Raw genomic sequence first — 25294 nt, forward strand, 5'->3', positions numbered from 1 at the left:
GTAGCTATGTTTGAGTACCATATCTGGGCAAGCCGTACGATTATGGAAAGGATTCAAGAACTGCCTGCTTCTGTGTTACATGCAGAAGTAGGTAGCTCTTTCCCGACTATTGCACATGCACTAAGTCATATGTACGCTGTAGATCGAATGTTTTATCAAGTGTTACAAGGTAAAGAAATGCCGGAAGCCTTACAAGAATGTATGGCTTTAAATCAGACCACACTGACTTCTATCGATGAGTATATCACTCGTTTTGCAGTATTAACTGATCAGTATCAACAATGGCTACAAAGTGGAATAGATTTAGAACAATCTCTTCTACTGAACAATCCTTATGTCGGCCCAAGGCAGACGCGTTTAGCGGAAATCGTACTGCATGTAGTAAACCACGGAACATATCATCGAGGAAATATTTCTACTATGCTTCGTCAATTAGGTCATGCTTCTGTAATGAATGATTATCTATTATTCTGGTATCAGGAATCGGCATCATCTATCTAATGATCGAAAGGAACATGATACATTGAATAACATTGACCATCTTCTCACTATACATTTCAGAATAGAATTAAGAGCATGGTTACAACAGCATAGTAATGATATGCCCTATTGTTGGGTGATTGTGAGTATCACACCTGTTCCCAATATTCTACTCTATCTAGATGTGGTCGAAGAATGTCTATGCTTTGGCTGGATCGATGGGGTCAAAAAGAAAATATCTGATACACAATTAGCACAGCGATTATCTCCTCGTAGTCCCAAAAGTTCATGGACTGAACTAAATAAAGAACGTGTTCGTCGTTTGGAGCGACTGGGGTTGATGACGGAGGAAGGTCGAAAAGTACTACCTGATATGAACGAAGAACATTTTATTATTCATCCACATATCCTTCAAGCTTTACAAGAAGAGCCTGAAGTGTATGCTCACTTTCTAACTTTTCCAGCACTATATCAAAGAGTGAGAATCGATACGATTCAGAGTACAGAGCATCAACCTGAAGTATTTCACAATCGGCTTCAGAAATTGATCACTAACACCAAAGCCAATAAAATGTATGGTCAGTGGCATGACAATGGGCGTTTATTAGATACATCAGATATATAAACAAGGATTGTGACAAATACCATAAGAAAGTTCCCACATTAAAAAGCGTGTACTTCTATGTCGATGTTTGACATAAAAGTACACGCTTTGATTTATGATTAGATTGATTGCGACTCTATCCAGCTTTTTAATTTGGGAAAGACTTCAAGTGCATTATTATAAAATACATTCTCCCATTGCGCTTCAGGAATTAGATTTTTGATAAAAGCAATATAAGCATCTAAAGGCACTAACGGCCAGTCGGTACCGAATACAAGCCGATCATACTTTTCAGCAAACACGATAGCACGCTTGAAATGATCCACATAGGTTTGTTCACCCATCAGGCGGTACACTTTAGAGCTATCTCCAACAATCCAACCGGAAAGATCAGCATACAAATTGGGATTTTTCTCAAGTAGAGCTGCGGTGTCCATCACCCACGGATCACCTAAATGACATAACATAAAGGTAATATCCCGGTGCTTAAGGAACGTTTCTTCCATGGATAAAGGATGTGAGTATTTAAGCAGTCCATGATCTGAATAGGTTAGACCTCCATGAATAACGATCGGAAGTTCATACTTACGCGCAAGATCATACACCGGATCATAGATAGCATCACCCACATTATAATGATAATACCCTGCATATAACTTAATCCCTACAACGTGATCCCATTGTAACGATTCCTCTAATGCTTTGCATTGACTTTCTTGATGAAGAGTCACCGGATTAATCCCTACACAGGTAAACAGATTATCTGGCATAGGGTCTTTCAGATCTAACAACATGGGATTAAGAGCATCTGTATCCGGGAAACCACCAGCAGAAGTCTCTGTCACACCCATTCCAACAGCGGCGACTACACCTGATCGTACAAATTCATCCAATAACCCTTTTTGGCTATAGTCAATTGAAGCTAGTGTCTCAGCTGTATCATAAAAAGATTCTATTTCCGAAAAATGAATATGGGCATCTATGATTTTCATGATGGACTCCCTTCTGAATCATTTGTTGTATCACGTACATCAAATTGAATATTGAATAAATCTGATAATGTGGAATCTGGAATCTCGGCATCTGAAATGATATAAAATTGTGGTTTGCCCCATACCTGTTCATTGTTGTTAGCAAATAGGTTAGCGATAGCCACAGAAGCGACTAAATGCGTATTCACAAACACAGCACAAGATTCATTTTCTGGATGGTCAACAAACAGTAACTTTTCTTTCCGTTCATTAGATCCAAAGCGAATGATTCTATCTTTGACTTCTGTTTCATATTGCACTTTGCCCGCTTTGTAGATCACATCTTCTTGAACTGTATTTTTAATATAAGCTTTGGCGTCTTTGATCTCTTCACTGACTTTATAAAAGCTAAAATGATTCGCACCAAATGGTGATAATGTGGTTCCTGTATGTTGATCAAGCTTAATAAAGTTACACAGGACAGGAACCCCTGGAAGCGTAACATAATACTGCTGGAACGACAGTCCTTTTAATTTTACATTGTTCTGAATATGAACCGTGATACAAATACCTGACCATACATTTCCTAGATTATCTTTGATTTCTGTAAATTCAACAGAGCGTTCTTCTTCTAACAAGGTACGTGGTGATAGACCATGAACTTCTAATGTCATCCCACCTATCCATGGATTCCACCATGATTTAGCGACTGGTTGTGGAAATGAAGAATCTAACCATTCGACCCCATGATACTTCAGCGAAAATACAGTCGGTGCAAAAGATTGACTGGCTTGAAATTCAAGTACACCATTGCGCACTGTATGAATATCTCCATGCTCTGTAGAGATAATTTCCTGCGTGATCGCTTGTTCAGATCCTGGAAAGACTAAGCGCTGTTCTTTTAGTATATAAGAGTCCATATCCAGTTGTAATCTCAGCACATCTATTTCGTGAGCTGATTGTAAAGGAAGTTGAACCTCGAAATCATGCAGTTCTAATGTTCTATTAAGCTCATATTGATTCGGCTCTACACTATTGAACTGTGAAGCAATCGATAGCGTACCCTCCAGTATCACATTTTTGTATTCTGTAATCTCCACATGTAGTGATTGCTGTGCAAATGGATTGCCTTGATTTACTTTTAGCTCCAGAGATGAAGTCGCTATTAATGTATCTGCTGAGCTTTTCTGTAAAGCAAATGTCCGAAAATCTTGCCAATCATTCCATGTACCAATCGCTAACTGTAGCACAGGCGTTTCGACTTGTTCTCCAAGCTTGCTGAGCGATAGCGAATGTTCTAATGCATATAACCAATGATCTGTAATCAATGTCTGATCGGCTGACCATGTTACACCATAGGTTGCATGAGGGGTATATGAGAACAACCAATTTTCAGTAATATCGCTAACTTCCCAGTAATCTGTAGCCGAAGCATCAGAACCTTTAGCTGTATGGATATACTGATGTCGATAAGGAATAACACTATCTTCTAGCGCAAGGCGGAAATGTTCTTTTAAAAATAAAGGTTCGGTTCGTTCCTGTTCACTCGTATTCTTCACTTTGTAATATCGATTTACGATACCATTTGGATATAGTTCTACAACAGTTGTCAAAAGGATATGGAGCGTTTCCAGATTATATTCTGCTTCAAGAATCATCGCTTCTTCTTGGCGGAAAGTGACCTTAGACGCACGATCTTTTTGAAACTCATTTTTGTAAGGTAGTCCAAATTTGGGATGGAACAGTTGGGTAATACTTTCTAGCCCTTTATAGATAGCAAGCTTATTGTTTATTTTGTTCAAGCAGACATGGTATTGTCCGTTAGAAATAACCCAATCTTCAGCCGTCTCGCCTCCAAAAGAAGAGGAGATCCCTGAAAATACAAGACTTATGTATTGGTCAAGAACTTTGGAATCGGCTGTATAGCTTTTTTCCTTGTAAATAGAAATCGAATGATGCCAGATACCATAGCTAAGTAGCGTTGCTGTCAGTGTCACTGCTTGACGTGATCGAGCTGGAACTTCAATAGCTACTTCTGCATGTTGAAAAGATAAGATATCGTCATCTGGACATTTCATATAATAAGTTACCGTTTGATCGTATTCATTTTCTACTGTTAATTCTAATTGTACTTCTTCGCCGACCATGATCATGCGGTGAGGCGCTTGTAATTTTAAGCGAACTGGAAATTTAGGTTCGACTCCGATCTTGAATATAGCAGACTTCCCATTAATGACTAACTCGGCTTCGACAACCGGATGCGTCTGGAAAAGGTCTTGCTCTTCTTCAATCGGCATAATATGAAACTGTCCCTCAATAGTGGCGTGGGTGTCTACTGTTTTCGATTCTTGTAAGTCAAACGATACCGCGTTATTACTGATTGATCGGATTTCAAGCGATAAAGGCTTACCTGTTTTGTTAATGATTTCATAGACAATCGGATACTCCGTTCCAAAGGGCAATCCATGCGCAACAGGGATCGTCGCTTGAATTTTATAATCATTCGTTTCAATCAATCGCAGTCCGCGTCCTGTGCGTTCATATTCCATTTTGAGGTGTAGATCGTCTTTACTCCACTGATAGGTGAAATAATCAAATCCGTACTCTTGCCGTCCATCCGGTTCGGTTATAATGTCGCGAGTGCTATCTGTATACCAATCCATATGTTCAAAGTAAGACTGTACTGCTGGTGTCTGCAACACCGAAGGAATAAGATTAATAAGATGTGTAGTATCATCCCGACGTTCCCAGAAAAAACCTGCTTTTTTGTACGTAGGAACGGCTTTGATATTCCCCGGCCATGTATACAAATCTAAGCGTGGCCATCCACGTTGTAACGTTTCTTCGACTGCTCGTAAGACCAAGCGCTTGCCGATCTTATGTCCATGATAATCTGGACGTACATTAAGTAATGGAATGTATAAAGCACCTGTATCTTCTTTATAATGAGAAAAGCTACAATATCCTACGACTTCTTCTGCTACTACTGCTAAAAAGATATCAATATGTGTATGATTGTGGTGTTCTTTCAAAATCATTTGTTCGGTCTGAACAGTATTATCACCACCCCAACTTTCATGACTGGCATTCCACATTTCTGCAATCGATGCAGCAAAGCGTGGTTCATAAGTTACTATTTGAATATTATCCATTTGGGTCATTGTTCTGGCTCCTCTATTAGATAAAATATCCGTATTTTACTAGCTACGATTCAATGAAGATACAACTTTCGCTCCTTTCTGTCTAATTGTCTTTTATAATACTATGGTTCACTGCATAAGCAAAGCTTGAGAACGATCATACTATTCATGTGATAACTCCTACAAATCAGAGCAACAAAAAACCTCCTCATGATCAGGAGGTTTTTGACTTATTTCAAATTAAGACTGTAAAATCATCACGCCATAAGCCGGTATAGTCGTGGCTCCATCTATGGTTGTGCCTGTTAAGATATCTGTACGCGGAACTTTGGCATGAATAGAAGCCGGTTGATCACTGTAATTAAGCAAAAATACATAGTCTGCATGTTCATTCTGGCGAATCCCTACTTCTACTTGCTCCGGTAATTCTAACCAATCGACAAGTGGTGAAGAAATGTCCAATAGACTCAACAATTCATCTACAACTGCTTCATTAAATGCTGCTCCATAATACAACACCTGACCTTGCCCCTGTGAACGCTTGGTCAATGCAGGAGCATTTTCGTAATAACACGAAGTATAGGTAGCTAATACTTCTACATCATCATGCTGAATGTGCAAAATATCGTTAAATAATTCTGCGGCTTGTTCGATCTGCTTGTTATTATGCTTCCAGAGCAGTCCGGGGGCTTCAATCGTACCTGTAATAGAAGTAAAATCAGCTACAGAGATACCACATAAAGAAGCTACAGGCCCTGGCATAGGCGCCATCCGGCACTGACCGTTCAAGTCTTTGTATCCTGTTCTTGCACCAAAGATCAGTGTTCCCCCTGCTTCTACATACTGAGTTAATAACATCGCTGTCTGTTCAGACATAATCGCCGCATGCGGATAAATGATTAATTGATAGCGTTGTAGTTCTTCTAATGTCTGATGACGCAAATAGATAATATCTGTTGGAATATGCTGATATTGAAGTTGCTTGAACCATGCATTAATACTTTTAGCGGTTAAAGGGCCATGCCAGATATCGTATTCGCCATCCCAATCATTATCATAATCTTTGAGAATAGCAACATTGGCTTGATACGTTGTACCTGCAATCTTTTCGCCGATGGAGACAAATTCTTCCCCTACTTGAGTGGCTTCTGCAATACGACGATTAGGCTGATTATGGTAATCATTGAGACCATGCCAGTATATCTCTGTACCAAATGTAGCTGTACGCCAGCGGAAGTACATGACTAGATCGGCACCATGCAGTACAGATTGGTATGTCCACAGTCTCAATTGACCTGGACGTGGAGCAGGCATATTCATACGATTCACCCAGCCACCCGGCCCTGCTTGCTGTTCCATAATACAAAAATTATTAGATATATTACGCACAACACTTAGATTCTGACTCCATTTGCGATCCAGTAACGGCTTGTGCTCGTTATTTCCGGAAATCGTTGAAAATTGAGGATACGAATCATATGAGAAAAAGTCGAGCATTTCTTCTGTTAAGGCATGAGTATCTAAATGACCAAACAATCCATTAGTTGTAATCCAATGATGCGGTGCAACTTCTCGCAAAATCTCTGCTTGAATACGAGCAAATGCAATCGTATTGTCTGAAATAAACCGCTTTTCATCTAAGACATGATGCGGATTAGGAGAGTGTGATACGGTAGGACGTGGCAAATATACCTGCTCCCAATCTGTATACGTCTGACTCCAGAATACAGTCCCCCATGCTTTATTAAGCGCTTCCAACGTATGATAACGATGTTGTACCCATTCACGGAATGCGATATGGTCTGCTTCTGCATAGAACTCACTAATTTCACAGTTTAGTTCATTATCGATCTGCCAACCTATAATAGCCGGATGATTTTTGAAATGATTTGCCATTTGACGGGTAATATTTGCACATAATTCTCGGTATTTGGGGCTACTATAATTGTAATGTCTCCGCATACCATGTTGATATGTAACACCTTCGATGGATACGTTCAATACTTCAGGGTATTTATGAGTTAACCATGCAGGCGGAGTGGCTGTAGGTGTTCCCATAATCACTTTCAATTCATATTGTTGAGCTAGATCTAATACACGATCAAACAGATCGAAATCGTATACTCCTTCTTGTGGTTCAAATACACTCCATGCAAATTCTCCGATTCGAATATGAGAAAGGTTCATCTGTTTCATTCGTTTAAAATCATCTTCCCATAAGGAATCCGACCATTGTTCAGGATAATAACATACCCCTAATTGCAAAGAATCTAGCTGAATCGATTTGTTCATGACTATCACCTCTACTGTTTGGATAGTCTTATTTTAAGTCTACTGAGCGTATCCGTATATAACGAGTAATTATCCTGATAACACTATTTTGCGATTATGGATTTACGATATAACTGCTGTTACTATAAAATAGGTCGTAGCATAGCATTCATTTCATATGAAAGGACGTAACGATGAGAGAACATATTTTCTTTCCCAATCCTTCATTTCCGCATTATAGTTGTTATCCAGACTTTATAGGTGGTTATCAGAACCATGCTTCTCATACCGTAGATCGTCCAGCTCAAAGCAGTGATTTCAAATTAAACCAGTTATATAATCTACACTTTATTTTGAAAGGAAAAGGTTATGTATATAGTCAAGGTACGAAATATGAGCTGAGTGCAGGTCATGGATTCTTATACGGTCCTGAACTGGCACAACGCTATCAAGCCGATCCTTCTGATCCATGGGATATACGTTGGGTTCACTTTTCTGCTTCCGCACTCGAATCTTTATTGGGTAATCGGGGCATTAGTGAAGTCTGGTTATTTGAACATCATCATATAGAGACATTGAATCAACGGATGGATGAGTTATTATCGCTAGGTCGCAACTTCGATCTTCAGCAAGAAATACGTGCTTCTGCTATTCTATACGAAATGTTGTTGCATATGAGTAAAGATGCGGTATCCCTCCACTTGCCCAAAGATCCTTCATTACCAGGCATTCATGCAGCCGCCAATTATATGCGTGAGCACTGTACACAATCTATATCGATCACAGAAATTGCTACATTCACAGGTTACAGTGTGCCTTATTTTTCTCGCAAATTCCATCAATCTATGGGTGTCACGCCTACTGCTTATTTACTAGAATCTCGAATCTTACATGCCAAAAAGTTGTTACTGTCTACGAATAAAACGATTCAAGATATTGCCGTGGAGTCAGGCTTTTCGCAAAGTAGCTATTTTATCCATTGTTTCAAAAAAGTCGTTGATCTCACGCCTGAACAATTTAGGTTAAGTTGGGATTCTTGATAAGAACATGATATGTATAAAAAGATGCCGAATATCTTCAGCATCTTTTTTGTTCAATCTATGGTATCATTCTCAATGCATTTCATAAGAACGTTGCTCTGTACCTGCAAAAGAATCAAGCATAACGATAGGATGTTGCTCTATACAATGGAGTAACGTCTTAACCAGTATACATCGATCTTGGCTATTCATTATTGCTTGCTCTGTCTGCATGATTTCACGCCACTTTACACGCTTCATTTCTAAAGTGAGCTGATCGGTATGCACAGATATTTTCGAATTATAGAGGCTTTGTTGAATATCCAATGCTTGAAACAATAGTACATGATTAGACTGCTGGATCTGTTGATTCAAATGGTCTTTGTTCCATTGCAATAGATTAATATCATCTAGCTCATATAAGACAGTATTCATCATTTCTAGCAGTACACTACTCAGACTGTATTCTAACCGTTGATAGGCATGATGAATAGTTGGATGATCTAATACATTTTCTTTCCCAACATGACTTTGATGCAAATGAGTATACACCATATCTACATACTGCATATAACTTTGCATATAGTTTATTATTTTCTGCTCGGGGATCAAGTAAGGATCTGTGTAATTGGTGAAAATAAGATGATCTATATCCTGACACATTGTATCTAAAATTAAACAAAACAAATGATCTTTATCTTTAAATTGGTTTGTAAATTCTTTTTCATTCAGACCACAGATCTGCATAATATCTTGCTCTGTAACAGCATCATATCCCTTTTCAAAAAATAGCAGTTTGGCTCGTTGAACCACGGTATAGGTGTTATTCATCTATTAACCTCCTTCGCACCAACGCATAGATAGCAACCACATATTTAGCTACTATCTATACATAAATGCTTTTTTAAGAAGTATATGATTAGGATAGCAATGAAGTATTGTAATTACATCGACTGTTGTCGTTTGGCTAACCGTTTGTTTTTGCGTTCTATTTTAGAAGTCATTCGTTTGTCAGTATAACGAGCCATTACCATATACAACGCTGGTACAACAAATAGTGTTAATACCGTTGAGAACACCAATCCGAAAATAATAACGACACCTAGTGGACGGAATAATAACTCTCCTACCGTAGCAATTGGAATCATACCCACAATAGCTGTTAATGATGTTAAAATAATCGGACGGAAACGTGCTGAAGCAGCTAGAATAATCGCTTCTGTTAGTTCCATACCTTCATGTCTTGCATCTTCTATAAATTCAATCAATACAATCCCGTTCCGTACTACAATTCCGGCTAATGCAATAATACCCATGACCGCCATAAATCCGATCGGTGTCTGTGTAACAAATAGCCCGAGCACTCCACCTGCCGCTGCTAAATAGACTGTTGTCATAATGATAAAAGGAATCAATAAGGAATAGAACTGCATCGTAATCAGGATGAAAATAATAAATATCGCGACGACAAATAATGCACCTAAATCTTTAAACGTATCGCTCTGGCTTGATGTCTCCCCGCCTACTTCCCATGTATATCCTTCAGGAAGCTGGATCTGTTCTAACTTGGGTCTAATATCTTGCATCGCTTCTGTTGCGGTTGGTCCACTTAGTTCAGCTTCAATCGTATTCACACGTTTGAGATCATAATGATTGATCTGTTGAATCGAGAATACCGGCTTGATCTCTACAATTTGAGACAATGGAATCTGTGTACCTGCGGAATTCGTAATATTCACCTGTTGCAACAATGTATTCGGACTGCTGTTACGTGAATCTTTGATATATAATTTCAAATCAATCAAATCACTACCATTATCAAAATCTCCTACAGTAAATCCACTACCCATCATTAATAAGGTTTGAGTTAAGTTTTTGTAAGTCACTTGATAGCGATCCATCGCTTGCTTGTTTACGGCGAAATCTAAAGTATAACTATCATTTCCTGTACTATCTGTAATCCCGTACGTACCCGGAGATTCTGAAATGATCTGCTTGATCTGATCGCTCAGACTACGTAGTTCTGGTAATTGATCCCCTGTCACTCGAATAGAAATAGGTTTTCCTACTGGAATCCCGAGTGCTGCACCTTTTACCGAAATTTGAATGCCGGGATATTCTGTTTTTAATGCGGCTGACCATAATTCTACAGTAGAATCAACATTCATCCCATGTTGCCCTGTGACTAGAATCTGACCTGAAGATGCGCCATTACCTGATCCACCCGTACTATTAAATAACTTGGGAGCCGCGCCACCTACAGCGTACGCTAATTTATCAATATCCGGCTGTTTTTTCACCCATGTCGCAATATTTTCAGTCACTTTATTCGTTTCTGTAAGCGAGGTTCCTGAAGGCAAATCAATATCTACCGAAATCTGAGGTTCTTCGGATGTGCCAAATAACTCAACAGGTGTCAATGCAGCAAGTCCGTATACAGCTGTACTAACTACAAGTCCTACCAGAGCCACCATTAATGGACGTTTGAGTAGACCTGGCATTAAGCGAAAAGCATAGCCATTCGTTAATAGCTGAATTTGCTTACCTAACAGACCCGGTGGCTTATCTACATGGCGTTTCCCTTTTTCAATTTGTCGATTCTCATACCATTCGCGGAAAATAGGAATAATCGTTAATGACATGATCATCGAAGCAAGCATACATAATGAAATAATCACTGGAATCGGTCGGATAAATGAACCCATGTCTCCAGGTAATAACATCAATGGCACAAAAGCAGAAATCGTTGCAAGTGTAGCCGTAATAATAGAAACAGCGACTTCTTTGGTACCTCGCACTGATGCTTCTTTTGGATTTTCTCCAAGGGTTGATAGCCTTCGCTCGATATTGTCATTGACCACGACTGCGTCATCGACCAGAATCCCCAGCACGATAATCAGCCCTACAATGGTAATCTGGTTCAACGTGATACCGGCTTGAGGTAATGCAATCAATCCTAGAGCAATAGAGATAGGAATAGAGAGAGCTACAAAGCCTGCTGTAAGTAAGTTCATACCTAATGTACAGATCAGAATAACCGCAATAATAGCGATCGCCATTTCTCGTATTAAATCGTTAAATATTCGCTCAACTTCATCATTTTGAGCAAATAAAGACTCTATTTTCACATGAGAAGGTAATGTTTTCTCTAAAGAAGTCATTTTAGCGGATAATACTTTATTCATATTGATAACGTCTGAACCTGCTTGACTACTGATATCCATAGTGATCGATGGAACACCATTGTAGTAACTGAGATACGATTCTGTGGTAGGAACCATCGTCACATCAGCTACATCTTTGAGATAGACCGGAATACCGGCTTCAGTTTGAGTAATCAAAATCTCTTTGATCGTATTATAATCATCTGATTTATCGACTTTGAGTTGATACGTACGATTGTCATACGTTAGATTTCCGACAGGAATACGATCATTTTCGGATTGAATACCTTGTAATACTGTTTCCCATGAAATATTATATTGTTTCAGCTTATTCGTATCTGCTTCGATACTGATTTCTTGCTCAGGTAGTCCTTTAATCGCTACTTCAGTAATGCCGGGAATCGCACGAAGCTGCTTTTTCCATGTGTTCATAAGATCATTTAACGCATAGACATCTTCTTTGGTCTTACCATAAATAGCAAAAGACTGTACAAAACTCTGTGCCAGATTATCATTGACGATCGGCACATCTGCATCTGTAGGTAAGCTGGATTGAGCATCTTCAACTTTGCGTCTTAATTCATTCCATACCTGTTCTGCATCGGCTTTATCTTCTGCTTGTACCGTAATCGTTGAAATTCCATTTCCTGAAGTTGAAGAAATCGTTTTGAGATCAGTCACTTCTTTGATCTTTTGTTCAAGCACTTCAGTCACAGTCTGCTCCATCAGTTCTGGCGAAGCACCTGCATAAGTGGTCGTAACCATTGCTGTTTTGACCACCACATCGGGCTGTAATTGTCGAGGTAATCCTATCCCTGAATAGACACCATACAAAATAAGTAAAACAAAAAACAATAGAGTAACTTTACGTTTTCTTATAAAAAACTCAATCATGAGCAGTTACCTCTTGAGCATTCTTTGGTATAGCCAGAGTATCGCCATTAAATAAACGGTCTGCTCCCTGTACAACGACTTGTTCTCCAACTTGAAGTCCACTTTTAATCACATACTGATTGTTATAGGACTCGCCTACAGTCACAAAAGTCTGAACAGCTTTTCCTTTAATATTTTTGAATACATAAGGTTTATCTCCTGTACTAATGACTGCTTCTACAGGTAACAGTATTCCTTTTTGCGTCGTGGCTTGACGAGAAGCTTTGACCACCTGTCCCGGTTTCCAATCTTGCTTGGGATTACTTACAGTGACTTCTGCATTGATTGAACCTGTACTTTCATTGGTTTGTGGATATAACTTGGTCACTTTACCTATGCGTACATCATCATACAGACTTACACTTACTTCTTGCCCTACTTTCCATTGACTGATCTCGCTATCAGCTACAGGCAGTAGAACTTTCAAACGTGTGGTTTCTCCAATTACAAATGGATCGGATGAACCGCCCATAGCGCCACCACCACTTGAACCTGCACTCACTGTCTGACCGACAGATACATTTTTTTCTAAAATCACACCGCTGGTTTGTGCTTTTAATGTGGTATAGGAAAGACTCAACACAATTTTATTTTTGGCTGTGATCGCTTGATCGTAGCTTGCTTTCGCTTTGTCGACTCCTGCTTGAGATTGAGCAATACCTGCTTCTGCTTGGGCTACACTTGCTTTGGCTTGTTCTATCGTTGCTTGTGCACTAGCGATTCCTGTCTGTGCTTGGGTGACAGCAGAAGCTGCATCTGCACGTTCTGAATCACTTGCACCTTCTAGTGTTAATGAAAGCTTGGCTTGAGCGTCTTTAAGACTATCTGTCGCATCAGCTAGAGCCGTCTGTGCTTGTTCATTCTCTTGTTGCGTAAGTAAGCCGTTGCTTGCTAACGTCTGCGAGCGGGTCGCTTCTGCTTTTGCCTGATTATAAGCGGTTTGTGCTTTGTTTACAGCATTTTGTGATTGTGCTTTTTCTTGCGAACGTGCTCCAGACAATACGCTTTGCTCGCTTACACGCGCACTATCGATTTTGGCTTGAGCACTGGCTAATTGAGCGTTGGCAGAAGATACTGTAGCCATTGCATTTTGCTTAGCGGCTTGAGCATCTTTTAAAGAAGCATTGGCACTGGACAGATCGGCTTGAGCAGCAGCCACAGACTGATTCGCATCTGCTAATGATAAATTCAGATCAGCTGTATCCAGTGTAGCCAGTACAGCACCTTTCTTTACCTGTTGTCCGATCTCGCCTTTAACCGATGTCACTGTTCCAGCTGTACGAAAAGTAATAGGTGTTTCTGTATAAGCAGTTAATGTGCCTGATAAATTGTAATTCACATTAAGCGCTTGTTTTTGAATAGTGGTAAATGTTACATTGCTACTTGTTGTATTCACAGCAATTGTCGAAGAGTCTGTAGAACAAGCAGTTAGACTGATAACAAGTAGTATAGCTATACCTGCAAAATATCCTTTTCTGTTCATTGATCATGTTCCTCTCTTATCTCAACACCAGTATAGTTGTGGTTTCTCTGTGCTTATCCTAACAAAGATAATATGTTGTCGAATCGTCCAATCGTACATGCACATCATGCCCTTTCGGGCAAAATTTATCACAACGCAAAAAAGAACACATCTCTACAACAAAGTGATGTGTTCTACATGTAATTATATTTTAGGGGTCATGTGTCTTTTTTTAAATATGCACAAGCCCTTGTTCTACTGCTATGGCTACAGCTTGTGCTCGTGAATCGACACCTAGCTTATTATAAATATTCGTAAGATGAGCTTTCACAGTACGCTCGGCAATACCCATATCAAAAGCAATCTCTTTACTACGATGTCCATGTGCAGCTGCTTGGAGTACAATCTTTTCTTTATCTGATAAAGAAGGAAGCAAATTGTTTCTGGTTGGCTTTTTGGGTGCAGTATCATGTTTGGCTTTAAACACAATTTCCATAATTTCAGGTTGTAACAAGGTCTCGCCTCGAATCGCCGAGTCTAATGTACGAAAAAGGTGCTCGCGTTTGGTATCTTTGAGCAAATATCCTTTCGCTCCTATGGTTAAGCCTTTGATCATAAGATCATCTTCATTGTAAGTGGTCAGAATAACGACAGGAATCGTATTGTTCTGTGCTTGTAATTGTTCGATCGCTTCAATCCCATTCATAATCGGCATATTTAGATCCATTAAGATCACATCCGGACGAAGCTCTTCAATCAGCTGAATAGCCACTTTGCCGTTATCTGCTTCACCAATCACTTGATAATGTTCACTCGTCTCTAAGATAAGCTTAAGTCCTTCTCTAACGACAAAATGGTCATCTACGATCAATACGTTGTATTTCATACTATTCTCCTCATCTCAAAGGAATCTCGATATGCACAGAAGTTCCATGAGGTATACGATTCGTTATTTCTAATGTACCCTGTACAATACGGATACGTTCTTGCATGCCAATTAGACCATAATGTCCACTAAATGAACCGATCTGACGCATATCGAATCCAATGCCATCATCTTTAATATCCATTACCAAATGATGGTCATCATACGAAATGTTCAATTCTACATGGTGAGCTTGAGCATGCTTGATAATATTGGTCAAACATTCACGTATGATATGAATACTATGTTCATAGATCAATTGGGATACTTCTATAGGGGTTACTATATTGCTTTGTATCGGGATACCTGTTAAGGAAAGGAAATGATCTACTTCTTTCTCTACAGACTCAGCAAAATTCACTTGTAATGCGGTATGCAAACGCAAATCATCAATCGCACTGCGAGCTTCTGCTAATGTGTGACGTGCACCGCTCATAGACAAATGAACAATTTCATGTGCTCTTTTGGTATTATTCGAAGAGAGATGGGCATCAATCGCTTCCAATTGCATAATCAATCCGGCTAATCCTTGTGCTAACGTATCGTGCAGATCCCTTGCCATACGCTGACGTTCATTAGCAACCGTTAATTCTTCGACTTGATGATGAGCGATTTCTAATTCTTTCAAAAAATGCTGTGTACGTAACTTAGCATAAAATTGACGTAACGTTAAATTGATAATGCCTCCTACCAATACGTTCATTAATGTAAACAACGAAATATAAAACAGCAAATTAACAAAGCTTAAATAATTCATATAAGCAATACATACTATATAAATAGCCGCAATAGAAATGATTATCGTTATCTTCTTATACGGAGCATATAGTAATTGTCCAATAATAATCGGATACAGTACAATCATGACTAAATAATATCCTTGATTCATAAAATAAACAGACATGAGAAGGATAGCACTTTGTAATACATAGTACACCCATAATTCTCTTTGAATAAACCAGGTTACTTTCCAATTCAAAAACATAAAACACAAAATACCCAGACTTGCTATCACAATATGAAGCACACTATTATGGGACGTTGTTTCTAATAATGTAGTTCCAATATGAACCATCAGAATCCACACGATCACCGGTTTACGTAGTTCTAACGCTATCTCACTCAGATACTTTTTTTGCATAATGCCCCCTTTCATAAGCCTCTTACAGTATAACAGGTGCTCAGATCAGGACATTGTACTTTCGGGCATGTACGTTGCAAAATTTAATAAAGCGATAAATACAACTTATTCTAGCTATAAGTGATTCATTTATACATGAAATGAATGGATATGATCAGCTAATATGTCTTTGGCAGATGTCCATTGTATTCCGGCATACCGATCGTTATCAATCTGTTCAAGCTTACCTAATCCGCTGAACATACCATGAACATATTGCATCCCTTGCCATGCGGGATACAAATCGGTTGAAGGCTTAGAACAACTACGTGCAATCTTAATCAGTGTCTCCAACAATCCTCGACTTCCTGCTTTGAGCAAACGGAATCGTTGACCGCTTAATCTGCTCATCAGTATCGTCAGTTGACGTGCATTGATCTGATCTCCTGCAATCTGTAAAAAGCGAGGAGCAGAGTTATCCAATGCTGCTTTGGCTGTATAGGTAGCTACATTGTCTTTGGTTGTAAAATCCATTGGTTGATCTGCATCATCCCAGTAAAGGATTCGGCGATGTGAGAAAAGAACGATAGGTGCCATCCCTGTTAACATATCTGCAAATGCTCCATTTAAAATAGAAGTGGCTGCAATCGGTGCTTGATCCAGTCTTTTCATAAAATCACGACGTAAATCCAAATTGCGATTCGATCCTACAGGTAACTTGGTATAGTCCATCGAGTAATCAGAAGGAATAAAGCGAGGAACGCCTGCTTCAACAGCTGCATTCAGTAGTAAAGTTTGTGTCTCGATAATCACATCCTCTAATCCACTTAGAGCAGATACAACGCAGGACACTCCTGTACAAGCTGCTTTCATTTCTGCTGCATTCGTATAATCGACTTCTACGATTTCGATTCCTAGTTGTTCTAAAGGTACCGTCTTCGATAATGAAGTGCCCCGGCGAATCAATGCCCGCACATGTGCTCCTTCATGAACCAATGCTTTGGCAATCCGTTCGCCCAGATCACCAGTACTGCCTGCAATTAAAATCGTTGAATGTTCCGGTACCATATAGAGATCCTCCTCAGTGTAATAACCTTTTATTTGTTGTTCATTATTTTATAGATTATGTATAGTTCATTTTACCATTTGTTGAATCTATTAGAAATTATTAACGATAAGAATTTTTCTACAATCGTTAAATAAAAAAGCTATCATTCCCAAAGGAAGATAACTTTTCATTTTTATTATTTTGGATTGTGCAGGATTCCTTGTAAGATCACTTCTAATCCCCATTGAAATCTCTCTTCGTCACCTGAGAACATTTCCTCATTTAAGCGAACAAGCATCGGATATTTTACTGCATCTAATGATTGGTAAGAATCACGAATCGATTGAAGAGTCATGCCTTTTTGCTCACGAGAAGATTGTTCAAAAGCTACTGAGGTGACATATAAAAGTAACATATCTGCTCCCCATGCTGATGACTTCGCCTGTGCTCCCCCTGCTTGCAAACGCGCTAATATATATTCGTTGATTGCTAAAGAGTAAGGTCCGATTGGGATCGTTGTTAATGCAAGTTCCGCTACTCCTGGAGATGTATACAAAACGTTAAGATAAGAATTCAATAGAGAGACTAGTTCACTTTTCCAAGAGTTCGGTCGCCCTTCAGGCAATATTACATCTCTCAATCCATAATCAACTACATAACTGTAAAGCTCTTGAATATTTTTGACATACACATACAGTGATGAAGCACCTGTATCTAAATGTTTAGCAATTTTGCGCATACTCATGCCGGACAAGCCTTCTGCTGCTAACAATTCAAAAGCAGTCTTTACAATAATTTCACGACTAAGTGCGTCTTTAGCAGGTCTGGTACGACGACTAATTATAATTCGATTTGTATTATCCATAGTTTCCTTATAACATGTTTAACTTTATTAGTAAATCCTAGAGTACTTTTTTATGCTTGTTGATGATACTGATTCATTAATGCTGCTAATCGAGAAGCTGCCTGATCACCAAAACACAGCTGTAAGTTTTTATACGATTCTCTAGCCGCTTCTCCAGAGTAAGCATACATTTTCTGCTCATAACCTTGAACAGCTATACTCAAATCATTATGCTGCACAATAGACAGTGCCAATTCGGTAGCATCTAACATTGCTAGATTCACACCTTCACCAGCAAAAGGAGACATTAGATGTGCTGCATCTCCGATCAATGTAACTCCTGCTCGGTGTGCCCACGTTAACCCTACAGGCAACATGTAAATGCGTCTTGGAAGAATTTTTCCTTCTGCTAAACGGATATAATTTTGAAGAGACTCATCCCAATCTTCAAAATAACTTAGTAATTTTTGTTTTGCTATATCAGGTTGATCCCACAAAAACCCTGATTGATCTAACCATTCTTGCTCTACTTGAAAGCTCGCATACACACGAATATCTCCATCTCCATTTAACTGACCGATGATTGCTTTGTGATCTGCCAGTGCAAACATTTTACCACGACGATTAAAGCTAGCCAGCTCAGGATGATCTATAGCCACATTTTTGATATGAACTTCTACCATACTCAAACCTGTATATTCTGCTTTGGCTTTTGTTAGAAGCGGACGAACTTTTGAAAATGCTCCATCTGCTCCTATAACAAGATTAGCGGTTTCCACATTCCCGTTTTCAAAATGAAGTTCATACAGATCATCTTTTAATGGAACAACATGGCTTAATGAATGATTCCAGCGTATAGAAGTAGGGTGAAGCGCTTGTAATATCATTTCACATAATACACCCCGGTCGATTTCGGGACGATCTGAACCATGATCTTCTGCTATTTCTTCTAAATACATTTTTCCTTTTTTGTCAAAAAGTCTAAAGTCCTCTCCATCATAACGAGCAACAGCTTGAAATGATTCAAATAAGTCGGCTTCTTGTAATGCTCGCTGTCCAGATTCACTATGAATATCTAATGAACCTCCTTGTTGGTTATTAGCTTGAAAAGAAGATTTTTCATAAACAGTAGCTTTGACACCATATTTTTGTAAAATAACGGCTAACGTCAAGCCACCAGGTCCTCCACCAATAATAGCTATTTTTCTTTCGTTTGCTTTTTGCATAATAATATCATCTCCATGTTTAATAGATTAACTTGTATTATTTATATCATAACGAACAGAGTTCGTAAAGTACAGTGTTCGTTAAATGCGGCAAATGTATAATATAAATTTTGTAATCAAAAGAAGTCTGTGTAGTTTAATCTACACAGACTTCTTTTATATCCATTAACTATTCCATTCGTCTCCAGAAAAACGTTCTGTAGCACGAGTATGCTCTTGTTTGGCTTGCTCACTTAGACGATAGCGAATTTCTTGAAGCATAATAGACATGATTTCCCGGCGTTCGCCAAGATCAATAAGTGCTTTACGTAATCCATCACGCACCATGCCTTCTTGTTCACCTTTTTGGTAACTAGCCAGAGCCGTAGCGCCTTTTTCAATTTCTAACTGCAAGTCTTGTACATAGGAAGTCACAAGTAATAATGACTCTTCATATACATCACTCGAAAACCCTTTAAGTGGAGAACGAATAAATCGTTCCTGAACCGATTCCTGAATATTAACCATCACAAAAGCTGGATTACTCAACAACAGATGCATACTTTGCATTTGCAAATCTTCCGGCATACGGTCAATCAAAATCGCTTCATTGTTCTCAAGCAACTGTTTTAAACAGTAATTCAGTTCAGCTTCACCTTCTGGTAATTTCTCTACTTGGTTTTTTCGCACAAAATAGATCATTATTGTCTCCTTTAAGTTACTGAATACGTTTACTAAAATCAGTAAAATTAAATACAATCTTTTAGTACCGTAAGTAGTAAATTCGCTTTAAGTTAAACGCATTATTTAAGTATTTTGTTATAACTTAACCATTTTAAGTACATTGTTAGCATATTTACTCTTAAAAAAAGACTCTTATTTACAATAATCGGCTTAAAGCGAAGAAATTGTTATGTATAAACTATGAATATTAGACAAAATATGCACTAAAGTATATATTCAAAAAAGAACAAAGAAATACTGATACTCCTTTATTCTTTCTTAAATAAGCTGTAATCATGTGCTATTAACTGATAATAATACATTTACTATGACTGCTATGTCCAATTCCGGTCGATTTCACTATCGGAATCGGCTTTTTGGCTGTTAGCTTTAGAAGATGCTGTTGAATAAGATCCCATTCATGATGTTGTTCTATTTCAGTAAATGTTCCTAACAATATTCCAGAACAAGTAGCAAATATACCGACTTGATCCATTTGATCCACCATAGAGATGATTCGATGGACACGTCCACTCCATGCTTCCAATAAAATAACTTTACCCGAAACCTCAGGGAAATACGGAGTACCGACTAATTTTAAAAAGCAACGAATATTGCCTCCAATCACATCGCCATTTAGATTATCACCTTGAACAAAATCAAAATCGAAATCATACAAATCCGAAGCTCCTTCAAAAAAGGTACGATAAAATTGCTGTCGTTGTTCTGCACCCTTTTCTTTGACCAAGTTCATGATTTGATAATGATACGTCTGAATATGAGATTGATGCACCATAGCGTTCAGAACAACAGTCAGATCGCTCATCCCAAAAAAAGCAGTCTGTGCTGTACGAATCTGTTCATAATGAAGGTGTGGAAGTACGCCATTAGCCAGGTCGCCGCCAGAGATATCAAAAATAGCTTTGATCTGCGGATCAGCAAATAAACGATTTAACTCATTGGCTTTTTCTTGGGAAGCCTGAATAGTATGGGGTTGCATCAATACTTTAGATTCGACAACTTGAAGCCCCCACTGTTGCAAATATCCGATCAATTCATTAATCTGTACTCGGCGATCAGGTGAAATAGGATCCGAGCAAGCGACCAATGCTACTGTATCTCCAGATTTCAATTGCAGTGTCATTTATGTATTGCTCCTCTCTGTTGAGTGTGATCACCTTATGAATCCAGTATAACGGATAATTGATAAAACTTTTTATCCACTTGCATTACTGGAAAAGAAGCAGGTAGTTGGGTTACTTCTATTTCTTGAAAGCTATTTTTCTCATAAAATCGATGGGCGGCTATAAATTGTAGAGTTGTGCCTAAATATATATGCGTCAATTGCTGTTGGGTTGCCCACGAAACGGCTTGTTGTAACAATAATGTAGCTGTATTCCACACTTTTCCTCGATAATCAGAATGGACAAACATTTTGCGAAGAGCGACCTGTTGATTCCCTATATCTAACAAAGCAATCGTACCCACTACTTGATCACCAGCACAAGCCACCCAGAAGTTACCGTTCCCTTTTTGATAAAAAGATTGAATGGATAACAGGTCTGGCTGATCTTGCTTAGTAATAGGTATATTGTATTCTTGTTGCTGAATATGGAGAATAAGCTGTACTATTTGCTCTTGATCACTGTCTGCGTAATTTCGAATACTTAGCGATGAATTCATTGGCGATACTCCTTTAGGAAAGAATTCCATTTCTTTTTGGAAAAAGGTTTATATAACAACATCTCAAACCGATCATATTGTTGTTCATTCATACGTAGAACTATAGCTTTTTTAGCAATTTTAGCACAGGGTTGTGAAGAATAGTTTGGACTTCCTAACTTTCTTCGGACAGGAATATTAAATTGCAACAGATCCGCTAAATCGTTCCAGCCTTCCCAGCTCCATCTAGCTTTGCGTTTCCAATCTATCGCATATAATATGTAATCAGATGTAGAGTTATTTTGTTTTTCGATCATAATCCATGTAGAAGGAATGATTTTTTGAGCTTGTCGTTGATTCATATTTGCTCCCTCACAATATGATTTCGTTATTATTCTATTTTCATATGAATAGCTGTAAAATTCAACTACTATCAAGTAGATTGCAAAATAAAAAGCCATTCGCCGGAAATCTTTCAGCGAACGACTTTGATTCAAAATTTATTTTAAAATTAAAATGTATGATCTACGAAAATACATTTTACAATAAAATCGAGATTAGGATAGGTAAAGATATCAAGGATAATACGGAGCTAATCACAAATGAAGAAGCTGTTTCGACTTCTAACGTTTCAAAGCGAGAAGCAATCATCGCTGCTACAGCCGAACCCGGGAAAGATACTAATAATACAGCCATTGTAATATCTGTTGATGATAATCCAAATGCTAGAGCTAATACATATGTTAAGATCGGCAATCCAACTACTTTTAAGACTGAAATGCTAATTGCATTTGAGCTGAATTGAATCCGATTCAAACCAATCGTTACACCAATAGCAAATAGTGCAGCACCCGATGTAATACTACCAATCTGATCCAAGGAACTTTGCAGCAATTCAGGAGAATGGAATCCGAACATCGTAAGCACAACCCCTAATAAAGGAACACAGGCTAGCGGCTCTCTAAGACCATGTAAGATCGAATGTACAGTTAATTTCAGTAAATTCTCTGGATGTCCATCTTGTTGTCCTGCTTGTGTTTTTTTACCAACAGAACTCACAATAGTTGCAATTGGATCGAGAAGAGCATTCACAACAATACCTGTAATCGCAATTGGAATAGCCACTTCCGCTGCACCAAACAAACTTCCAAGTACAGGTATACCCATAAAAGCAAAAGAAGGTTGAGTGGCATTTAATGAGAAAATAGATGATCTATTTAAATCCTTTTTAAATACTAAGCGTAGGACTAATAGCAAAATCACATAAAAGCCGATAATCCCCAAAAACATAGTGATAAAAAAAGGCCATTTATCGATTAACGTTTGTTTACTTGTTGTAGTGATTCCAATAAAAAGATGTGCAGGTAATGCAAATTTGGTCACTAATGTATTTAAACCTTTGGACGATGCAGAATTAAATACTTTAAAATGACCGCCCAAAAAGCCAAGTATGATGACAAAGAAAATAGGAATTAAAATAATAAAAATATGACCGACTGACATGATGTAGGACCTCCATTATATTTTCAAATCTACCCTTTACAGGGCAGACTGCCTATCCTAGATAGACAATCTGAGAGTGAAGCTATGTGTAGCATAATGATATTTAGCTTACTGGCGTCATCTCTGTAGATTTAACGGTTCTATATACGGGATGCCACATTGCGTCTTTGACAGCTTGTTCGATATCGTCTGGTGTGTTTTGAGCTACACCATCTTGAATAGCGGCTTTAGCGACAGCGACAGCCACCTCGAACGATACAGATTGTAGATTTTTCACTCTAGGTAAAAGTGGAGCGCCTAGATCAGAAGAGTCAACCGCATGAGCAACAGCATCAGCTGCCGCTGTAAACATGCCTTTGGTAAATACATTGGCTTTGGCAACAATTGCACCAAGACCAAGACCCGGGAACACAAAAGCGTTGTTGGATTGACCAAATTCGAAAGTCGTTCCTTTATATTCAATTGATTCAAATGGGCTACCTGTAGCAATCAATGCTTTGCCGTCTGTCCATGCGATCAAGTCAGCTGGTACTGCTTCAGCCAGTGATGTTGGATTCGACATCGGCATAATCATAGGACGTTCTACGTGTTTAGCCATTTCTTTTATGATTTCTTCTGTAAATGCTCCGGTTACGCCTGAAGTACCAATCATAATCGTAGGTTTGACTTGTTTCACGACTTCAAGCAAGCTGACTTTGCCATTCTCGTCTGTTTCCCAGTTTGCAATTTCAGACATTTGGCGAAGATATGGTTTTTGGAAAGCAAATACATTTTCTGTTTCTTCTGTTAATAGACCGCGATAATCGTATGCCCAGAAGCGACCTTCTGCTTCTTCTTGTGACAATCCTTCTTTCATCATCGCATCACGAATTTGATCAGCATTCCCAATGCCTGCTGCGCCGGGTCCAAATACCAATACACGTTGATCTTTCAGTGATGTACCACTTACTTGTAGACCTGACATAACTGCTGCTAAAGTAACTGCGCCTGTACCTTGAATATCATCATTAAATGTCAAAATCTGATCGCCATATTTTTCAATGATATTACGTGCATTTACATTGCCAAGGTCTTCCCAGTGTAATAAGACGTTAGGGAACAATTTCATAGCTGTTTGTACATAACGATCGACGAACTCATCGTATTTATCTCCACGTACTCTTTCATGACGGTTGCCCATATATAATGGATCATTTAATAATTTCTGATTGTTCGTCCCTGCATCCAACACAACCGCAAGCACGCGACTAGGGTCAATCCCTACAGCAGCAGTATATAAAGCTAATTTACCAATAGCGATATTAATACCACCTACACCCCAGTCACCAATACCCAGAATACTTTCAGAGTCAGTAGCCACGATCAGGTCGATATCTCCAGGTTGTACGCCTGTATTACGGAACGCTTCTTCTATTCCGTCCATATGATCAATTGAAAGATAGACACCACCTGGTTTGTGATACTGTTGGCTGTATTCTTGAATCGCTTGTCCTACGGTTGGTGTGTATACAATAGGAAGAAATTCACTTAAATGCTCGCTCAGTAGACGATAGTAAAGAACAACATTGCGATTATATAGATCATTTAACATTGTATTTTTGCGAAGGTTATTCGGTTCACTGCTAATCTGATCGTATACACGGTTCACTTGTTCTTCAATCGTTAAGATCATTGGAGGCAATATTCCGTTCAGTTCCAAATCTGTTCGTTCTTCTGCTGTAAAAGCAACCCCTTTATTTAAGATAGGGTTAGCTAAAATTTCTTTTCCTTTAAGAATCGTTTTAATAGAACCATCATTATCAAGATAAAAAGCGTTCATTTGTATTTCCTTCTTTCGTAAAATTGTCATATATGTGTTTTTTCTGTGTCTAAATCGTGATTACATTATTAATAATAGTATCATTTTGACATATTGTAAAGGTCATTTTCTATCATAAATAATTTAATAATTGATAAAAACTATGATAAATATAAATATTACATTTTTAAATCGTATTTGCAGAAATTATTTTCATATATAAATCCGTTTACATTGCTGTCGTATATGCTAAAATTGATATATTGAATACATAACTGATAATAATGGTAAAATGGTTTATCATAGTTAAAAACAATGATAAAAGATGAAAAAAATAATCATTTTACTTCTCATTCTGAGATTTAGGAAAGGAATACGTATGGAAATTAGACAACTTGAATATTTTGTCGCCGTATGCGAGG

The 25294-nt window shown here is 38.4% G+C and carries 20 protein-coding genes; 3 read left to right on the forward strand and 17 right to left on the reverse strand.

What is annotated here, in order from left to right:
• The first annotated feature begins 6 nt into the window (after nucleotides 1-6).
• Nucleotides 7-501, forward strand: a complete 495-nt coding sequence (locus PTI45_RS08440) for a DinB family protein (RefSeq protein ID WP_069327148.1) — start codon at nucleotides 7-9, stop codon at nucleotides 499-501.
• Nucleotides 502-532: 31 nt separating this feature from the next.
• A complete protein-coding gene (locus PTI45_RS08445; RefSeq protein WP_245703460.1) occupies nucleotides 533-1105 on the forward strand; it encodes a YdeI/OmpD-associated family protein in 573 nt (190 codons plus the stop codon).
• A gap of 98 nt (nucleotides 1106-1203) precedes the next feature.
• Here the strand turns inward: PTI45_RS08445 and PTI45_RS08450 are convergent, their stop codons facing one another.
• From PTI45_RS08450 to PTI45_RS08460, 3 genes are all read right to left on the reverse strand, one after another.
• The gene (locus PTI45_RS08450; protein WP_069327126.1) at nucleotides 1204-2076 is read right to left on the reverse strand and encodes an amidohydrolase family protein; all 873 of its coding nucleotides are present in this window, start codon (nucleotides 2074-2076) and stop codon (nucleotides 1204-1206) included.
• The gene (locus PTI45_RS08455; RefSeq protein ID WP_069327127.1) at nucleotides 2073-5216 is read right to left on the reverse strand and encodes a GNAT family N-acetyltransferase; all 3144 of its coding nucleotides are present in this window, start codon (nucleotides 5214-5216) and stop codon (nucleotides 2073-2075) included. Before PTI45_RS08455 ends, PTI45_RS08450 begins: the two co-directional genes overlap by 4 nt.
• Nucleotides 5217-5435: 219 nt before the next feature.
• Complete coding sequence (locus PTI45_RS08460; RefSeq protein WP_069327128.1) at nucleotides 5436-7487, reverse strand: beta-galactosidase; 2052 nt, start codon at nucleotides 7485-7487, stop codon at nucleotides 5436-5438.
• 173 nt (nucleotides 7488-7660) lie between these two features.
• Between PTI45_RS08460 and PTI45_RS08465 the strand changes: the two genes are divergently transcribed.
• On the forward strand, nucleotides 7661-8506 hold the full coding sequence (locus tag PTI45_RS08465) for an AraC family transcriptional regulator (RefSeq protein WP_069327129.1): 846 nt from the start codon (nucleotides 7661-7663) through the stop codon (nucleotides 8504-8506).
• Nucleotides 8507-8578: 72 nt separating this feature from the next.
• Here PTI45_RS08465 and PTI45_RS08470 read toward each other — a convergent pair whose 3' ends face one another.
• The 14 genes from PTI45_RS08470 to PTI45_RS08535 all read right to left on the reverse strand — a co-directional run bounded on the left by PTI45_RS08470 (nucleotide 8579) and on the right by PTI45_RS08535 (nucleotide 24893).
• On the reverse strand, nucleotides 8579-9316 hold the full coding sequence (locus tag PTI45_RS08470; protein WP_069327130.1) for a TetR/AcrR family transcriptional regulator: 738 nt from the start codon (nucleotides 9314-9316) through the stop codon (nucleotides 8579-8581).
• A 113-nt stretch (nucleotides 9317-9429) separates the two neighbouring features.
• A complete protein-coding gene (locus tag PTI45_RS08475) occupies nucleotides 9430-12543 on the reverse strand; it encodes an efflux RND transporter permease subunit (RefSeq protein ID WP_069327131.1) in 3114 nt (1037 codons plus the stop codon).
• Nucleotides 12536-14065, reverse strand: coding sequence for an efflux RND transporter periplasmic adaptor subunit (locus PTI45_RS08480; RefSeq protein ID WP_069327132.1), 1530 nt, complete (start codon nucleotides 14063-14065; stop codon nucleotides 12536-12538). Before PTI45_RS08480 ends, PTI45_RS08475 begins: the two co-directional genes overlap by 8 nt.
• 211 nt (nucleotides 14066-14276) lie before the next feature.
• A complete protein-coding gene (locus PTI45_RS08485) occupies nucleotides 14277-14930 on the reverse strand; it encodes a response regulator (protein WP_069327133.1) in 654 nt (217 codons plus the stop codon).
• Nucleotides 14931-14940: 10 nt separating this feature from the next.
• Nucleotides 14941-16110, reverse strand: coding sequence for a sensor histidine kinase (locus tag PTI45_RS08490; protein ID WP_175425150.1), 1170 nt, complete (start codon nucleotides 16108-16110; stop codon nucleotides 14941-14943).
• Between the two features lie 129 nt (nucleotides 16111-16239).
• The gene (locus tag PTI45_RS08495; RefSeq protein ID WP_069327135.1) at nucleotides 16240-17157 is read right to left on the reverse strand and encodes an aromatic alcohol reductase; all 918 of its coding nucleotides are present in this window, start codon (nucleotides 17155-17157) and stop codon (nucleotides 16240-16242) included.
• A 176-nt stretch (nucleotides 17158-17333) separates the two neighbouring features.
• Nucleotides 17334-18002, reverse strand: coding sequence for a TetR/AcrR family transcriptional regulator (locus tag PTI45_RS08500; protein ID WP_069327136.1), 669 nt, complete (start codon nucleotides 18000-18002; stop codon nucleotides 17334-17336).
• Between the two features lie 50 nt (nucleotides 18003-18052).
• A complete protein-coding gene (locus PTI45_RS08505) occupies nucleotides 18053-19207 on the reverse strand; it encodes an FAD-dependent oxidoreductase (protein ID WP_425415574.1) in 1155 nt (384 codons plus the stop codon).
• 165 nt (nucleotides 19208-19372) lie between these two features.
• Nucleotides 19373-19888, reverse strand: a complete 516-nt coding sequence (locus PTI45_RS08510) for a hypothetical protein (RefSeq protein ID WP_069327138.1) — start codon at nucleotides 19886-19888, stop codon at nucleotides 19373-19375.
• 325 nt (nucleotides 19889-20213) lie between these two features.
• Nucleotides 20214-21053: a S66 peptidase family protein gene (locus PTI45_RS08515; RefSeq protein WP_069327139.1), complete on the reverse strand. Its 840-nt coding sequence runs from the start codon at nucleotides 21051-21053 to the stop codon at nucleotides 20214-20216.
• 35 nt (nucleotides 21054-21088) lie between these two features.
• On the reverse strand, nucleotides 21089-21592 hold the full coding sequence (locus PTI45_RS08520; protein ID WP_069327140.1) for a GNAT family N-acetyltransferase: 504 nt from the start codon (nucleotides 21590-21592) through the stop codon (nucleotides 21089-21091).
• Nucleotides 21589-21933: a hypothetical protein gene (locus PTI45_RS08525; protein WP_069327141.1), complete on the reverse strand. Its 345-nt coding sequence runs from the start codon at nucleotides 21931-21933 to the stop codon at nucleotides 21589-21591. Before PTI45_RS08525 ends, PTI45_RS08520 begins: the two co-directional genes overlap by 4 nt.
• 178 nt (nucleotides 21934-22111) lie before the next feature.
• Entirely contained in the window at nucleotides 22112-23074 is a 963-nt protein-coding gene (locus PTI45_RS08530; RefSeq protein ID WP_069327142.1) for an AEC family transporter, read from the reverse strand.
• A 103-nt stretch (nucleotides 23075-23177) separates the two neighbouring features.
• Nucleotides 23178-24893: an NAD-dependent malic enzyme gene (locus PTI45_RS08535; protein ID WP_069327143.1), complete on the reverse strand. Its 1716-nt coding sequence runs from the start codon at nucleotides 24891-24893 to the stop codon at nucleotides 23178-23180.
• Nucleotides 24894-25294: the final 401 nt, after the last annotated feature.

This window comes from Paenibacillus nuruki (assembly GCF_001721045.1).
Classification (GTDB): Bacteria; Bacillota; Bacilli; order Paenibacillales; family Paenibacillaceae; genus Saccharibacillus; species Saccharibacillus nuruki.

Excerpts from the sequence above, each read along its gene's own strand:
- PTI45_RS08530 (WP_069327142.1), bottom strand. The coding sequence starts at position 23,074 with ATGTCAGTCGGTCATATTTTTATTATTTTAATTCCTATTTTCTTTGTC.
- PTI45_RS08525 (WP_069327141.1), bottom strand. The coding sequence starts at position 21,933 with ATGAATCAACGACAAGCTCAAAAAATCATTCCTTCTACATGGATTATG.
- PTI45_RS08440 (WP_069327148.1), top strand. The coding sequence starts at position 7 with ATGTTTGAGTACCATATCTGGGCAAGCCGTACGATTATGGAAAGGATT.
- PTI45_RS08515 (WP_069327139.1), bottom strand. The coding sequence starts at position 21,053 with ATGACACTGCAATTGAAATCTGGAGATACAGTAGCATTGGTCGCTTGC.
- PTI45_RS08500 (WP_069327136.1), bottom strand. The coding sequence starts at position 18,002 with ATGGATAATACAAATCGAATTATAATTAGTCGTCGTACCAGACCTGCT.
- PTI45_RS08475 (WP_069327131.1), bottom strand. The coding sequence starts at position 12,543 with ATGATTGAGTTTTTTATAAGAAAACGTAAAGTTACTCTATTGTTTTTT.
- PTI45_RS08535 (WP_069327143.1), bottom strand. The coding sequence starts at position 24,893 with ATGAACGCTTTTTATCTTGATAATGATGGTTCTATTAAAACGATTCTT.
- PTI45_RS08470 (WP_069327130.1), bottom strand. The coding sequence starts at position 9,316 with ATGAATAACACCTATACCGTGGTTCAACGAGCCAAACTGCTATTTTTT.
- PTI45_RS08465 (WP_069327129.1), top strand. The coding sequence starts at position 7,661 with ATGAGAGAACATATTTTCTTTCCCAATCCTTCATTTCCGCATTATAGT.
- PTI45_RS08520 (WP_069327140.1), bottom strand. The coding sequence starts at position 21,592 with ATGAATTCATCGCTAAGTATTCGAAATTACGCAGACAGTGATCAAGAG.
- PTI45_RS08480 (WP_069327132.1), bottom strand. The coding sequence starts at position 14,065 with ATGAACAGAAAAGGATATTTTGCAGGTATAGCTATACTACTTGTTATC.
- PTI45_RS08495 (WP_069327135.1), bottom strand. The coding sequence starts at position 17,157 with ATGGTACCGGAACATTCAACGATTTTAATTGCAGGCAGTACTGGTGAT.
- PTI45_RS08460 (WP_069327128.1), bottom strand. The coding sequence starts at position 7,487 with ATGAACAAATCGATTCAGCTAGATTCTTTGCAATTAGGGGTATGTTAT.
- PTI45_RS08450 (WP_069327126.1), bottom strand. The coding sequence starts at position 2,076 with ATGAAAATCATAGATGCCCATATTCATTTTTCGGAAATAGAATCTTTT.
- PTI45_RS08490 (WP_175425150.1), bottom strand. The coding sequence starts at position 16,110 with ATGCAAAAAAAGTATCTGAGTGAGATAGCGTTAGAACTACGTAAACCG.
- PTI45_RS08455 (WP_069327127.1), bottom strand. The coding sequence starts at position 5,216 with ATGACCCAAATGGATAATATTCAAATAGTAACTTATGAACCACGCTTT.
- PTI45_RS08505 (WP_425415574.1), bottom strand. The coding sequence starts at position 19,207 with ATGCAAAAAGCAAACGAAAGAAAAATAGCTATTATTGGTGGAGGACCT.
- PTI45_RS08510 (WP_069327138.1), bottom strand. The coding sequence starts at position 19,888 with ATGATCTATTTTGTGCGAAAAAACCAAGTAGAGAAATTACCAGAAGGT.
- PTI45_RS08485 (WP_069327133.1), bottom strand. The coding sequence starts at position 14,930 with ATGAAATACAACGTATTGATCGTAGATGACCATTTTGTCGTTAGAGAA.